Genomic DNA, 14,413 nt, shown 5'->3' with positions numbered 1-14,413 from the left:
CAGAGCATCTGCGCTTGGTAAGTTACGCGCGCCACTGGAGGGGTCGGGGGACCCCAGCGCCTGTTCTAGGTCGTCCACGCCCCTGGGGGTTGCATCGTCATGCCCAAATACCTGTCGCGCGTTCGGAGAACCCGCACTATCGCTGCCCTGGCGGCAGTTGCCGTCGTGGCAGCCGTCGGCGGAGTGCACGCCGGGCCTGTTGATGCGGTAGCCGCGCCACCGGTCAGTGCCGCCAAGCAACCCGAGAAATCGGCAGTTCTACGTGCAGCGGAGTCCGGACAGCGGGTAGAGGTCGAGGAAGAGCGCACCGAGACTGCCAAGACGTACGCCAATCCCGACGGCACGATGACTCTCGAGCAGGCGGCATCCCCGGTTCGCAAGCGGCGAGACGGCGGCTGGGTCGACCTCGACCCGACCTTGTCGAAGACCGGAGACAGGATCCGCCCGGCCGCGACGGCGATCGACATGGAGTTCTCCGCCGGAGGCGATGCCAACTTGGTCTCGTTCACCGACAAAGGCCAGCGGCTCAGCTTGTCGTGGCCTGAGGCGCTACCGGCACCAGTCATCGACGGCGCGAAGCTCACCTATCCGTCCGTCTACCCGGACGTCGATCTCCAGATCAACGTCACCAAGGAGACGTTCGCGCAGGTACTGGTGGTCCGTACGCCGGCCGCAGCCGAGTCGCCACAACTCCAGCAGATCGAGATGGGCCTCGAGGCTCCAGGGATGACAGTGCGCCGTACCCCAATCGGTGGCGTCGAAGCTGTCGGCGCATCTGGTGAGGTGGTCTTCAGCGCACCTCGGCCGACGATGTGGGATTCCTCCGGTGCTCGGTTGGCGCAGCCCAGGACGGCGGACCGCACGGCTGAACCGCTCGAAGGCGACACCGTGGCGCCGATGGCGGTCGAGGTGAGTCCGGACAGCCTCGAGATCCGGCCCGACCAGGCGCTTGTCAGTGATCCGAAGACGAAGTACCCGCTGCACATCGATCCTCCCTTCAGCGGGCCCCGGATCGCACGCGCGATGATCAACGAGCACTACCCGACGACCCCGACCTGGAACTGGGGCGGTGACGAGGGGGTCGGTTATCAGGCGTTCGAGCCGTGGAGCCGCAAACGCTTGTTCTTCGGGTTCAGTACGGCGAAAATCGCTCTGTCGCAGATCGTGTCGGCGAACTTCATCGCCTTCGAGACTTGGACGGCCAGCTGTACTCCGAAGGTTGTCGAGGTCTGGAAGACGGCGCGACCGACTGAGAACACGACCTGGAACTCGGGCTCCGGAGCCATGGTATGGCAGCAGAAGCTCGCACAGGCCACGGTGGCCTACGGTCGCGACGGGTGTGAGCCCGGTGGTTATCCCGTCCCCTTCAACGTCAAGACGGCAGTCGCCCAGGCAGCGGCGGAGAACTCCGCATCGTTCTATCTGGGCATGCGAGTCGCTGACGAATCGGACCAGAACGCCTGGAAGCGGTTCCGGTACGACGTCGTCCTGACCGTCAACTACAACTTCGCGCCGGTTCTGCACAACAGGCACATCGCAGACCCCGAAGCTCCGTGCGCGACGAGCACGACCGGCCAGCCTTACATCGGCAGTGTCCGGCCCAAGCTGACTGTTGCGGTCACCGATACCGACAGCAACTCTGTCCAAGCGCAGTTCGAGATCCGGCGAGCGGTCGATGCCGGCCCGTCCTTCACCGGGAGCACTGCCTTCAAGGCGGGCGGAGTGTCGTCGGAGTTCGACTTCACACCGACCACAGACCTGTGGAACAAGACCACGTACGTCTGGCGTGTACGCGCCACCGACGGTAGTGCCTACACGCCGTGGAGCAACGACTGCTACTTCTTTCTCGACACGACCAGGCCTCCGTCGCCCACAATCACGGCTGTTACTCCTGGGCCCTACACCGTCGGAAGCCCCATCACGATCAGGTTCGGCACCGATACGAGCGACGTGGTGGCCTTCAAGTACACCGTCAATGTCGACGCGGTCCCGTCGAATTCGATTCCGCGGACTCCGGGTACGGCGACGTTCACCTCGACCCATTTCGGTCCTCAGGTGGTGCGAGCGTGGGCTGTCGATCAAGCAGGGAACACATCGTTCGCACCGACCTCACTGAAACTGATCGCGGCCGATCGCCCGGCAACAGGTCACTGGCGAATGGACGAGGGTGCCGGTACCAGTACCGCGGACAATTCGGCGAACGGTCGCACGATGTATCTCGGACCGACCGTCACCTGGGGTGTCGGTGACCAAGGCGAATGGGCGCTGCCGGTCCCGGACAAGGCCTTGTTCATTCCGGGCTTGCAAACCGAGGGCGGTACGACGGCGACCACCGCGACCGATGTCGTCGAAACGACCGAGAACTTCTCGGTCGCAGTCCGGGTCAAACCGGACATCAAGAGCAACGAGCAAGTCGTCGTCAGCGAGGATCGCCCCGGGAACAGCGGCTTCACCCTCGGGTCCACCTCAATGACCTGGAAGGGCAAGAACACTCCGAACGACCCGACCGATGACGATGCGACCGATCGGAAGATCGTCTGGGCCTTCACCTTGGCGACCTCTGTGGGCGAATTCAGGCTGGAGACAATCCCGATCGCGTACGACGCGGCAGCCGTTGCCGAGACCGAGCAGTGGGTCGACCTCATCGCTACTTACAACAAGGGAACCAGGACGGCCACGCTCTACGTCAACGGCAACTGGCGGGCCGATCAAGTGTCCGGCACGGTCCTCGACGGCGCGGGCCCGTTGCGCACCGGCCTCGGTATCAAGGACGGGACTGTGACCAACTTCTACCGCGGCTACCTCGATGACTTGATGGTCTACGACGGGTCCGTCAGTGACGCCCTGATCCGCTCCTACACCGATGGAGACAGCTGATGGCCAAGATGACCTCACGCGGATCGCTCATGCGACGTGGAGCGGCTGCACTGACGTTTGCCCTGAGTGTCAGTCTGGTCGCCGGCGTGTTTGCCGGCGCCTCAGCAGCCGGGGCAACCCGCTCCGAGACACCTCACCTGCCAGAACTGGCGTTGCAGAAGGTCGCTTCAGTGCCCGGTTCCGATTTCACTGCGGGCGCACCGAAGCAAACTCAGCGGAAATCCACCGCAGCGCTAGCACAGCCGGCGTGGCCGAAGGCGATATCGGAGTCGGTCGACCTGAACGCGCCCACGCCACCGGCGATCGCAGGTTCCAAGGCCGCTTCCGTCCTTCGCCGAGTCGGCGATTCACCCGTGTCGGTTGCAGCTGCAGGCAAGCCTGGTACTACACCGGCGTCTATTCGAGTTGACCTGCTCGATCAGGCCGCGTCTCGTCAACTCGGGATCAACGGTGTTGCCGTCCAGGTTGCCCGCAACGATGGCCTCGGGTCAGTTGGCCGAGTCAAGCTGCAGATCGACTATTCCAGGTTCCGTTACGCCTACGGTGGTGACTGGGCCAGTCGCCTTCGTCTGGTGCAACTGACTTGCTCGGCATCCGCCCAGTGCACGACGACGCCGGTGGCCAACGGGGTCAACGAGAGCAAGGCAGGGCGCTACACCGCCGAGGTGCCTGCGGTGCAGGCAATGTCCACCTTTGCTCTGACCGCAGGCGCGTCAGGCGATAACGGCACGTACGCGGCCACCTCGTTGGCTGCGTCCTCTGCTTGGTCTGTCGGCGCTCAGACAGGTGAGTTCAACTGGAGTTACCCGATGCGGGTACCACCAGGAACCGTCGGACCGAAGCCCGATCTCACGATCAAGTACTCGTCCGGGTCGGTCGACGGGCAGGTTGCTTCTGCCAACAACCAGACCTCTTGGCTCGGTCAGGGGCAGGACCTTCAAGCAGGTTTCGTCGAGCGCAAGTACATCGCCTGCTCCGACGACATGGGTGGCAACGCCAACAACACCGTGAAGACCGGTGACCTGTGCTGGAAGTCCGACAACGCGACGCTGTCGCTGGATGGCCACTCGAGCGATTTGCTCTGGGATCCCGTGAAGAAGCAGTGGAAACTCGGCGATGACGACGGCTCGCGCATTCAGCGTGTCCTCGTGGACGAAGACATCAAGAACGGCGGGTACTGGCTGCTGACCACTACCGACGGGACGCGTTACTACTTCGGCCTGAACGCCTTGGCGGATGCCAGCGCCAGGACGAACTCCGTCTCGAAGGTCACGGTCTTCGGCAACAACACCGACGAACCGTGCAACGCATCGACGTTCGACACGTCGTCGTGTCAGTTGCCGTGGCGCTGGAGCCTCGACCGTGTGGTGGATACGTCGGGCAATCAGGTGACGTACCGCTACGCGCAGGAGACCAACAACTACGGGCGCAACAACAACGCGCACGTCTCGACGTACGACCGGGCGAGCTACCTGACGACGATCGAGTACGGCGAGCGCGAGGGTTCGGATCAGGGCACGCCACCCGCCCAAGTGACTTTCGCCGTCGCTGAGCGGTGTCTGCCGAGCGGCGCCATCACCTGTGACCCGAGCCAACTGACGTCAGCCAACGCGACCTCGTGGCCGGATGTTCCGTTCGACCAGATCTGTACCTCCGCCACGACCTGTCCGGACAAGGTCTCACCCAGCTTCTTCACCCGGAAGCGCCTGACTTCGATCACCACCCAGATCCGATCCGGTACAACTACGACTGCGGTGGACAACTGGTCCTTCGGGCAGAGCTACGAGGATCCGGGGGATGGATCCGGCAAGATTCTGTGGCTGAACTCCATCACCCACAAGGGCCTTGTCGGTGGCACGGTGACCGATCCGTCCACCACTTTCGACTATGTCTCGTTGCCCAACCGCGTGGACGGCGTCCTGGGTGGCGCGCTGGCCATGAACAAGCTTCGAATGCACATCATCAAGACCGACTCCGGCGCTCAGACAACTGTGAACTACCTGCCTTCCGAGTGCAGTGTCAACAGCAAGCCGACAGCGCCGGCGAGCAACGGCATGCGTTGCTTCCCGGTGTGGTTCACCCGGGACGGCGGCACTGCGCCGCAAATGAACTATTTCCAGAAGTACGTCGTCGCGAACGTGGTGGACGACGATCTCGTCACCGACGCTCCGGACCAGGTGACGAGCTACACCTACGGCGGCACCCCCGCCTGGCGCTACTACGACGACCCCTTTGCCAAGCCTGAGAACCGGACCTGGGGCGACTGGCGCGGCTACAACTACGTCACCGTTCTCAAGGGTTCGCCAGGCAATCAGACGGCGACCAGGTACCTGTTCTTCCGCGGGATGTACGGAGATCGAGACGGTAACGGCGGCACGAAGACCACCTCGATCCGCGACACCACCGGTGCCGACTACGACGACTTCGATCGTCTCAACGGCTACGTCCGTGAGCAGATCACCTACAACGGCAGCGGCGGCGCCGAGGTCTCCGGAACCATCAGCACTCCCTGGCTTCTGCAGACCGGATCCGGCGGAGGACATGCGGCGGTTCTCCTCGGAACCTCGTACACACGATCCCGAGTCCGGCTCTCCGACGGTGCGTATCGCACCGGCGGCGTCAACACGACGTACGACGACTACGGCATGCCGACCGAGGTGAGCGACCTCGGAGACGTCAGCCGTGGTGACGACGACCGCTGTACTCGCACGACCTACAACCGGAACTCGGCGGCCTGGATCATGGACACGGTCAGCCGCGAGGAGACGGTGTCGGTCAGCTGCGCCAGTACTCCGAACCGCCCGAGCCAGGTGGTCTCCGACAACCGCACCTACTACGACCAGAACACGTCGGTCACGGCGGCTCCGGCAGACGGCATCCCCTCCCGAACCGAGTCGATGAACGGCTGGAACGACGGCCCTGTCTACGAACAGGTCGAGCGGACGGTCCATGACACGTTGGGACGCGTCCTCGAGTCCTACGACGGTCTCGACAGACTGATCAGCAAGACCGCCTTCACGCCGGCGACCACGGGTCCGGTCACCGGTACGTCGGTGACTGACGCCGCGGGAAACGTCGTGACGACCACACTCCAGCCGGCCTGGGGCTTGCCCACGACCAAGATCGATGTCGGCAACAAACGGACCGACCTCACCTACGATCCAACCGGTCGTCTCACCGGTGTGTGGCTTCCTGATCGGTCCAAGGCCGGAGCACAGACTGCCTCGTCCACCTATGCCTACAAACTGTCGAACACCGCGGCGCAGCCGAATGCGATCACCACACAGGAGTTGACCCACACCGGGTCCTACCGGTCATCCACTGCGCTCTTCGACGGCTTCCTCCGCCAGCGGCAGACGCAGGCAGTCGCAGGCAACGGCGTCGGCCGCATGATTACCGAGACCCGCTACGACGAGCGTGGTGGAACAGCGAGCGCGACCGCGCCCTACTACAACGACGCGAGCGGCCCGTCGACCGCACTGTTCAAGGTGGTTCAAACCGAACTGCCCGCGCAGACCGTCTATGAGGTCGACGGTGCGAACCGGGTGACTGCCTCGATCTTCCGCAGCATGGCAGTGGAGAAATGGCGGACGACAACGACGTACGGAGGGAACTGGGTCTCGACAGACCCTCCGGCCGGCGACACGCCGACGACGAAGGTCGAAGACATCCGCGGGAACACCATCGAGCTGCGGCAGTATCTCGGCGCGTCGGCGACCGGGGCTTACGACAGCACGTTCTACACCTACACAGATGCTGATCAGCTCGCCAGCGTGAAGAACGCGGGCGGAAGCACCTGGAGCTACACCTATGACCAGCGCGGCCGGCAGATCGCGACGAACGATCCTGACAAGGGAGCCAGCTCGACGACGTACGACAAAGCTGGTCGGGTCGTTTCCGTCGTCGATGCACGCAATCAGTCGTTGTTCTTCGGCTACGACAACCTGGATCGAAAGACAGCTGTCCGTAGCGGCAGCGCGACCGGTCCGGTGCTGGCGTCCTGGGTGTACGACACCGTCGCCAAGGGCCTGCTGACGTCGTCGACACGCACCGTTGGTGCCAACAACTACAAGTCCGAGGTCACGAGTTACGACGCGTTGGGGCGCCCGACCGCGACCAAGACCACCATCCCAGCAGCGGAAGGGAAGCTGGCCGGTACTTACGTTTCGACGACCAGCTACCTGCCCAACGGCGCGATCGACAAAGTGGTGACTCCGACGGTGCCCGGTCTGCCGACCGAGGCGCTGCAGATGCACTACAGCTCCAATCCGCTCATCGATGCGCCTGTCGGGATGGGCGGCGGCTACGGGTCGTACCTGGCCGATGCCCAGTACTCGCCGTACGGTGAGCCGCTCATTTACACCATGGGCGACGTCGTGAACGCGAAGGCTGTCTCGCAGCTGTTCACGTACCAGCTCGGCACTCGAAGGCCCGAGACGATGCAGGTTCAGCGTCAGGGGCAGAGCGTGCCGGACGACACCTTCACCTACGGTTACGACAACGCGGGGAACGTCCTGTCGATCGGTCAGTCGTACAACCAAGGGACCGGCGGCGACCGCCAGTGCTTCTCGTACGACTACCTTCGCCGCCTCACTCAGGCACGGACGACATCCGGCGCGTCTTGCGCGACCCCGCCGTCAACGACCACTTTGGGTGGGACCTATCCGTACTGGCGAGAGTACGAGTACTGGAAGTCGGGTAACCGTTCCGAGGTCATCGATCACACGACTGCGGGCGATGTCACCCAGACCTACGCCTACCCCTCAGGCGCTTCACCTCGGCCGCACGCTGTCACGGGAGTGACGACCAGCGGGCCGTCAGGCACCTCGGCCAGCAACTACGGATATGACGCGGCGGGCAACATGTCGAGCCGGACCCGTGGCGGCGACACCGAAACGCTCACCTGGGATGTCGAGGGTGAACTGGCCAGCCTGAGCGGTGCCGGCGGTAGTGGCCCGACCTCGTTCATCTACGGTGCGGATGGCGACCGGCTGATCAAGCACGATCCGGACGGCGCCACGCTCTATCTTGGGCAGGACGAGGTCAGGTGGAACAAGGCCACCAACACCGTGACCTCGACGCGGTACTACCAGTTCAACGGCGCCACGGTCGCCGTACGCGACGGTGCGCAGGTCGAGCTGCTGCTCTCCGACAACCACGGGACGGCAACCGTCAGCATCAATCGGTTCTCGTTGGCGGTGGCACGACGTTGGCTCGATCCGTTCGGAGTACCGCGCGGGCAGTACACGGGCTGGCAGCCGACGATTCGCGGGTTTGTCGGCGGTCAGATCGACGCGTCGACGAACCTGACACACCTCGGAGCACGTGAGTACGACACCGGACTCGGACGGTTCATCTCGGTTGATCCGCTCGCAGATGTGACCAACCCGCAACAGCTCAACGCCTACGCGTACGCGAGCAGCAATCCGGTCACCGCTTCGGACCCGAGCGGCATGATGGAGATGCTCGAGCACTACTCCGGCGGAACGTTGCCGACCGGCGGCGGAAACCAGCCGCCGCCGGCCGCGGACCCGCCGGCGAAGACGAGTCCCCTCCACAAGATCGGAAGCTTCTTCAAGAAGGCGAACAAGGCACGCGGCGACGCCGAAAGGTGGCTCGGCCGCACTGCTGTGAACAAGACACGCGACTTCACTCTGTACGTGAACGAGCATGGCCGCGACTGGCTCGCGGACTACGCCGTCGACTACGGCAAAGACTTCGGTCACAGGTTCGCCGACAACTGCATGGGCCCACGGAGCCCAAGCGGCCAGGTCGCCTGCAACTTGACCGTCGTCGAGGGAGCGTCATGGTTCATCCCCGGCGCGGGACCGGAAGCTGGGCTCGCCCTGAAGCCCGTGCTGTCGGCGGCGGGGCGTGTGGCCGCGAAGAAAGCAGCGGAGGAGGCCGCCGAAGCCGCCCTCAAGAACCTGGCCGGCAAGGAGTTGGCCCAAGCAGCTGCGAAGAAATGCGTGACCGGCCACTCGTTCGTGCCAGGCACCTTGGTACTGATGGCCGACGGCACCAAGAAACCGATCGAGCAGCTCAAACTGGGCGACCGGGTCCTGGCCACCGATCCCGCAACTGGAAAGACGAGCAGCCAACCAGTTACAGCCACGATCATCGGCCAAGGCGACAAGTTCCTGATCAAGCTGTCGGTCAGAGGGGGTGGGGCAGCCGGTCAGACTGGAACGCTGACGGCGACGGACGGACACGAGTTCTTCCTGGAGGCCGGTCGCAGGTGGATCAAGGCGAAAGACCTGCAGGTCGACGACACGTTGCAAACCCCCCTTGCTCCTAGGGCCGCTACAGTGATTGACGCCGAGCGGTATGCAGCTCCGGGACGCGTGTACAACCTGACCGTAGCCAGCGTGCACACGTACTATGTGTTAGCAGGCAAGACTCCGGTCCTCGTTCACAACAGCAATTGCGGCATTTCGATGGACGAGGCTGTTGAGCGTGCTGTTGCACACGTTGGTGATGATGCGACGGTAGTGCGGTCCGGCAGTGGCGGAGTCCAGTTCATGAGCGTTACGACGGATGGGTCTGGAAATTTAGTGAGGAAGATAGCAAGGTTCGATGTGAACCCAAACAGTCCTCACGTTCAGAAATTGAGTCCGCACCTAAATCTTGAGACCCAGATCAATGGGAAGACAGTTAACAGTGGCCCATTCAAGGATCCGCACACGCCGATCGATCCATCCACGATTCGTCCAGGCGACTACTGGCCGTAACTCATTTGGAGGTTTGATGTTGAAGGTCTTGCGCGGTGATTCGACCGGAGAAATGGAGTTGTCGGGGGCTCGGTCTGATCTCGTGGCGTTGGCGCAGGATCTCAGGACTCGACAGGGGGAAGTCAGTCTGGAGTTCATCTCCGATCCATCTCCGTACAGTCGGTCCCTGTCGTGGATAAAGTTTCGGCAGACTAGCGGGAAGATCCTGATCTCGTCATCCGCCCACCTTGAAACTCTAGAAATTCAAGGTGGGCGAGAGTCAATTTCTCTCCTTGCCGAGAATATCGAAACCTTTGCTCTGGAGGCGGACGGGGGTGACCATCTTCATGTCGAGTACTTTCTAGAACATGACTATCTGGCAAGTGGATCAGAATCGTTGGTTGTCGCCATCGATATTGATGAACACCCGAGGTCATGAAGAATCTTGGCTGCGATTGATTCTGAAGTGAAGTCGTCTATTTCTCCGTGGGTTTGCCGAACTCTTCCATCGACAGTTCGGTGCTGGGGTCGCGTTGAGGTATTCGTGAGCGGTCGACGTCGGATATATAGATGGAGCGTGGTTGAGAGGCTTCTCGGAGGCACGTCGCAACGGGGCTGTTGAAGGTTTCTGGCAGCCCTATTGATTCTCCGCTTTGCAGGATGACAGGAGATTGACGCGACGTCGTTGGCGGTCTTGGCCCAGGCAATGGTCAATTACTTTGCCGGGATACGTTACTGCTTGAGCGGCGTGGCTCAGTCCGGCGACTCCGGCAGGTTGCGCCACTTCTCGGCGGCGTCGGGGCTCGGGAGCCAGTCGGGCTTCTCGCCGGCGAAGGCGTATTCGCCGGCCAGGACGCGGTCGCGGAAGGACTGGGTCCACTCGAGTTCGCCGCGGTCGCGGGCGGTGGCGATGCGGAACATCTCGACGACGTGGTTGGGGGTGCCGGGGTCCTGTTCGACCTGGCGTTCGTGGAAGGGGGCGGCCTTCTCGTGCTGTTCGAGCTGGACGATGCGGGACTCCAGGGCGGCGACGACCTCGTCGCGTTTCAGGGACCACAGGAAGCTGAGGGCGGCCTGCATCTGGCCGGGGTTGAAGCCGTCGACCGTCCACAGGGCCTGGCGGAGCAGCGCGAAGTACTCGGTCTCGCCGTCCTCGGTCAGCTGGTACGACGTACGGCCGGGTTTCGAGCCCTTGCCCTCGGCCAGTTCCTCCAGGAAGCCGTGCTTGGCGAGGGTGCGCAGGCCGGTGTAGATCGAGCCGGGGTTGATGTTCGCCCACTGCTGCACGTTCCAGGTGAGCAGCTCGCGGCGCAGCTGGTACCCGTAGGCCGGCTGGAAGATCCGGACGACGCCGAGCAGCAGCAACCGCGTGGTGGACATGGGACGCAGTGTAATTCGCGGGAACTTGTCGGTGGGCGAGGCTAGCTTTGGCGTCATGACCACGCGTGCGACCGACGACCCGGCCGAGTTCAGGGCCACGGTGTTTCCCTTCCTGGAAAGGGATCCCGTGCTGCACACGATCCTCCTGAGCAACGTCGAGCAGCGCGCCGAGGCCGGCGCGCAGCCGGGCGAGTCGGTGTTCGTGTCGGTGCACGACGAATCCGGCGAGGTGGTCGGCGCGGCGATGCGGACACCCGGGCGCGCGGTGCACGTCGGCGGGCTCGACGTCCGGTACGCCGCCGAGGTCGCGGCCGTGTACGCCGAGCAGGTGCCGGACGCGCCCGGCGTCGCCGGGAACCGCCCGGCCGCGGAGGCATTCGCGGGCCAGTGGCGCGAGCTGCGCGGCGAGAGCGCGACCGAGACGATGGGCTTCCGGCTGCACAAGCTCGACGAGCTGACCCGTCTGCAGGCCGACGGCGGACCGCGGCCGGCCACGGCGGACGAGGCGCAGCTCGCCGCCGAGTGGGTCGCGATCGACTTCGACGACGAGATCGAGGGCAGCAACCTGGCCTGGGCCGAGCAGCAGATCGCCGACGGCACGCTGTGGTTCTGGGAGGTCGACAGCACGCCGGTGAGCATGGTCGGGCACCACCTGCCGATCTTCGGGGTCTGCCGGGTCGGGCCGGTGTACACACCGGACGAGTTCCGCGGCAACGGGTACGCGGGCGCGCTGACGGCGTACGTGAGCGGGGAGATCGTGGCCTCGGGGAACCAGGCCTGCCTGTTCACCGACCTGGCGAACCCGACAGCGAACAAGATCTACCGGCTCGCGGGCTACCGGGCGATCGCCGACTTCGTGGATCTGAGGTTCGTGCGATGAGTACGCCGTCCGCGCGGGTGACGGGTGATCCGGCCGCGTTCGCGCCGGTCGCTTTCCCTTGGTTGCAACGGGATCCGGTGCTGAACTCGGTGCTGCTCAGCAACGTCCAGGGGCGGATCGACGGGTTGCTGTACGACCCGGCGCCGCCGGTGTTCGTGTCGGTGCACCGAGGGGACGCGGTGGTCGGGGTCGTTGCCTGTACGGCGTTGCGTGGGGTGATGCTCGGCGGGCTCGATGCCGAGCTGCTGCCGGTGGTGGTCGCGGCGATCGCCGAGTCGGGCGTCGCGGTGAAGTACGTCGAGGGGCCGGAGGAGGTGACGCGCGGGTTCATCGAGCTGTACGGCGGGACGTTCGTCGAGGACCGGTGGACGCGGTTGCACCGGCTGGTCGACTTCACGCCGCTGCAGGCCGAGGGGTTCGCGCGGCCGGCGATCGACGCGGATCTGACGGCCGCGGCCGAGATGATGGGCGGCTTCGGCGAGGCGATCGGCGGGCGGATCGGGGCCGAGGAGGAAGAGCGCTGGGCTCGCGACCGGATCCGGCTCGGGCGGCTGTGGGTGTGGGAGCGCGACGGTCGCGTGGTGAGCATGGCGAGCCACAACGGCGGGCTCTTCGGGGCGGCCCGGATCGGCGCGGTGTACACGCCGCCGGAGGAGCGGGGGAACGGGTACGCGGGCGCGGTGACGTCGCACGTGACACGGGAGATCCTGGCGGCAGGCGATCAGGCCTGCCTGTTCACGGACCTGGCGAACCCGACGTCCAACAAGATCTACGCGCGGATCGGCTACCGCACAGTGGTCGACTTCGTGAGGTACGAACTGACTTAGATCCAGCCGTGGGTGCGGGCGACCCGGACTGCTTCGTGGCGGTTCGTCGTGCCCAGTTTCGTGGCGGCCGCGGAGAGGTAGTTGCGGACCGTGCCGGGGGAGAGCGCCGCGCGGCGCGCGATCTCCTCGACCGGTGCGCCGTCGGCGGCCAGTTCCAGCACGTCGGCTTCGCGGGCGGTGAGCGGGCTGTCGCCGGCGCTGATCGCCTCGGCGGCCAGCTCGGGGTCGACGTACCGGCCGCCGGCGTGGACCGTGCGGATGACGTCGGCGAGGACCTGGGCGGAGACCGTCTTCGGGAGGAAGCCGCGGGTCCCGGCGGCGAGCGCCTGCTTGAGGTGTCCAGGGCGGCCGTGCCCGGTGACGATGAGCGTGGCGCAGCCGGGCAGGTGCTCACGGAGCTGCTCCACGACGCCGATCCCACCAGCGCCGGGCATCTGCAGGTCGAGCACGGCCACGTCAGGCTTGTGCAGCCGAGCCATCGCGACCGCCTCGTCGGTGGAGGCCGCTTGGGCGACCACCTCCAGGTCGTCCTCGAGCGAGAGCAGCGCGGCCAGCGCGGACCGGATCAGGTTCTCGTCGTCGGCCAGCAGCAGCCGAATCACACGACCACCGGCAGCCGAGCCAGTACGACGAACCACCCACCTGGTGTTTCCACAGTCAAGGTCCCCGCCACCTCCGCCAACCGTTCCCGCAACCCTGCGAGCCCGTTCCCACCAGCAGCTGACGACTGACTGACACCATCGTTCGACACCCGCAGGACGACCGCCTCCCGGTCGCTCTCGAGCTCTATCTTGCACGTTGTCGCCGTGCTGTGGCGGAGAACGTTGGTGGTGGCCTCCAGGACGACCCAGGCCAGCGCGGTCTGCGTGGCCGGCGGCAGCGTCGTGCCGTCGCCGATGACTCGGCAGGTGATGCCGGCCGAGCGCAGGACCGACTGGGCGCCGGACAGCTCCGTGGCGAGGTCCGTGGCGCGGTAGCCGCCCACTACTGCGCGCATCTCGCGGAGAGAGTCGTGGGCGATCCGGCGTACGTCGAGCATCTGGCCAGCCGCAGTGGAGTCGCCGCGCTCGGCCAGGCGCGCTGCCAGCTCGCTCTGGACTGCTACCAGCGACAGGTTGCGGCCGAGAGTGTCGTGGAGGTCGCGGGCGAACCGGAGGCGTTCCTGGGCGACAGCGAGCTGGGCGCTGACCTCCCGCGAGTGGTCGATCTCCCAGCCGAGCCGCAGCATCCACACCGAGATGCGGCAGGTGAAGACCATCAGCCCGGCGCCGTAGAAGTAGCTGAACTGCCCGCTGACCTCACCGCCGAGCAGGCCGACCAGCAGGGCGCCGACCACGACCAGTACGAGCAGCAGCGACTTCCACAGCACAGGGCTGAGCGCGAGCGTCAGGGCCCCGCCCATGACCACCACGCCGTACGCAGCATCCGGTGAGAGGGCTACGCCGACCACACCGAGCACGACGCCCACGGCAACCATCCGCAGGTCGAGCCGAGCACCACCCAGGTACGCAGCGATCCCGTCGCGCAGCAGTACGAACCCCACGGCAGCATGCGCGACCGACACCACCAGGAAGCCGATCAGCCGAGCCCCGATCGGCTCCGCCATCGACAGGAACAGCAGCAGCGCGAACAGCGGCTCCAGCAGGATCAGCCCGTACAGCGGCCAGCGCAGGCTGATGTCGAAGCGCTCGGCGCGGCTCCGCTCGTTCCACCACCCCAGCACCGACGTCATGGGCGCC

The 14,413-nt window shown here is 65.0% G+C and carries 8 protein-coding genes; 5 read left to right on the top strand and 3 right to left on the bottom strand.

Features of this window, described 5'->3' with window-relative positions; all coding sequences use genetic code 11:
- Positions 1 to 99: 99 nt before the first annotated feature.
- From ACZ6Z4_RS17335 to ACZ6Z4_RS17325, 3 genes are read left to right on the top strand one after another with little or no spacing between them, the layout of a single operon-like run.
- Positions 100 to 2,877 (top strand): LamG-like jellyroll fold domain-containing protein, encoded by a 2,778-nt coding sequence (locus ACZ6Z4_RS17335; RefSeq protein WP_465564514.1) that lies wholly within the window; start codon positions 100 to 102, stop codon positions 2,875 to 2,877.
- Positions 2,877 to 9,608, top strand: a complete 6,732-nt coding sequence (locus tag ACZ6Z4_RS17330) for a polymorphic toxin-type HINT domain-containing protein (protein WP_465564511.1) — start codon at positions 2,877 to 2,879, stop codon at positions 9,606 to 9,608. The genes ACZ6Z4_RS17335 and ACZ6Z4_RS17330 overlap by 1 nt, the downstream gene beginning before the upstream one ends.
- Positions 9,609 to 9,624: 16 nt before the next feature.
- Positions 9,625 to 10,026 carry an Imm32 family immunity protein gene (locus tag ACZ6Z4_RS17325; protein WP_465564509.1) on the top strand — a complete coding sequence of 134 codons (402 nt, stop codon included), beginning with the start codon at positions 9,625 to 9,627 and terminating at the stop codon, positions 10,024 to 10,026.
- A 314-nt stretch (positions 10,027 to 10,340) separates the two neighbouring features.
- Here ACZ6Z4_RS17325 and ACZ6Z4_RS17320 read toward each other — a convergent pair whose 3' ends face one another.
- Complete coding sequence (locus ACZ6Z4_RS17320; RefSeq protein ID WP_465564506.1) at positions 10,341 to 10,967, bottom strand: PadR family transcriptional regulator; 627 nt, start codon at positions 10,965 to 10,967, stop codon at positions 10,341 to 10,343.
- Positions 10,968 to 11,022: 55 nt separating this feature from the next.
- On the opposite strand from ACZ6Z4_RS17320, the gene ACZ6Z4_RS17315 reads away from it, so the two are divergent.
- Both ACZ6Z4_RS17315 and ACZ6Z4_RS17310 read left to right on the top strand, forming a co-directional pair.
- Complete coding sequence (locus ACZ6Z4_RS17315) at positions 11,023 to 11,847, top strand: GNAT family N-acetyltransferase (RefSeq protein WP_465564503.1); 825 nt, start codon at positions 11,023 to 11,025, stop codon at positions 11,845 to 11,847.
- On the top strand, positions 11,844 to 12,674 hold the full coding sequence (locus ACZ6Z4_RS17310; RefSeq protein ID WP_465564498.1) for a GNAT family N-acetyltransferase: 831 nt from the start codon (positions 11,844 to 11,846) through the stop codon (positions 12,672 to 12,674). The genes ACZ6Z4_RS17315 and ACZ6Z4_RS17310 overlap by 4 nt, the downstream gene beginning before the upstream one ends.
- On the opposite strand, the gene ACZ6Z4_RS17305 is transcribed toward ACZ6Z4_RS17310, so the two are convergent.
- Complete coding sequence (locus ACZ6Z4_RS17305) at positions 12,671 to 13,276, bottom strand: response regulator transcription factor (RefSeq protein WP_465564495.1); 606 nt, start codon at positions 13,274 to 13,276, stop codon at positions 12,671 to 12,673. The genes ACZ6Z4_RS17310 and ACZ6Z4_RS17305 overlap by 4 nt on opposite strands.
- Complete coding sequence (locus ACZ6Z4_RS17300) at positions 13,273 to 14,406, bottom strand: sensor histidine kinase (RefSeq protein ID WP_465564492.1); 1,134 nt, start codon at positions 14,404 to 14,406, stop codon at positions 13,273 to 13,275. The genes ACZ6Z4_RS17305 and ACZ6Z4_RS17300 overlap by 4 nt, the downstream gene beginning before the upstream one ends.
- Between the last annotated feature and the right edge of the window lie 7 nt (positions 14,407 to 14,413).

The organism is Kribbella sp. NPDC104740 (assembly GCF_055583505.1).
The sequence above is the reverse complement of the archived record's forward strand: the minus strand, read 5'-3'. Positions and strand labels throughout refer to the sequence as shown.

Excerpts from the sequence above, each read along its gene's own strand:
- ACZ6Z4_RS17335 (WP_465564514.1), top strand. The coding sequence starts at position 100 with ATGCCCAAATACCTGTCGCGCGTTCGGAGAACCCGCACTATCGCTGCC.
- ACZ6Z4_RS17330 (WP_465564511.1), top strand. The coding sequence starts at position 2,877 with ATGGCCAAGATGACCTCACGCGGATCGCTCATGCGACGTGGAGCGGCT.
- ACZ6Z4_RS17325 (WP_465564509.1), top strand. The coding sequence starts at position 9,625 with ATGTTGAAGGTCTTGCGCGGTGATTCGACCGGAGAAATGGAGTTGTCG.
- ACZ6Z4_RS17320 (WP_465564506.1), bottom strand. The coding sequence starts at position 10,967 with ATGTCCACCACGCGGTTGCTGCTGCTCGGCGTCGTCCGGATCTTCCAG.
- ACZ6Z4_RS17315 (WP_465564503.1), top strand. The coding sequence starts at position 11,023 with ATGACCACGCGTGCGACCGACGACCCGGCCGAGTTCAGGGCCACGGTG.
- ACZ6Z4_RS17310 (WP_465564498.1), top strand. The coding sequence starts at position 11,844 with ATGAGTACGCCGTCCGCGCGGGTGACGGGTGATCCGGCCGCGTTCGCG.
- ACZ6Z4_RS17300 (WP_465564492.1), bottom strand. The coding sequence starts at position 14,406 with ATGACGTCGGTGCTGGGGTGGTGGAACGAGCGGAGCCGCGCCGAGCGC.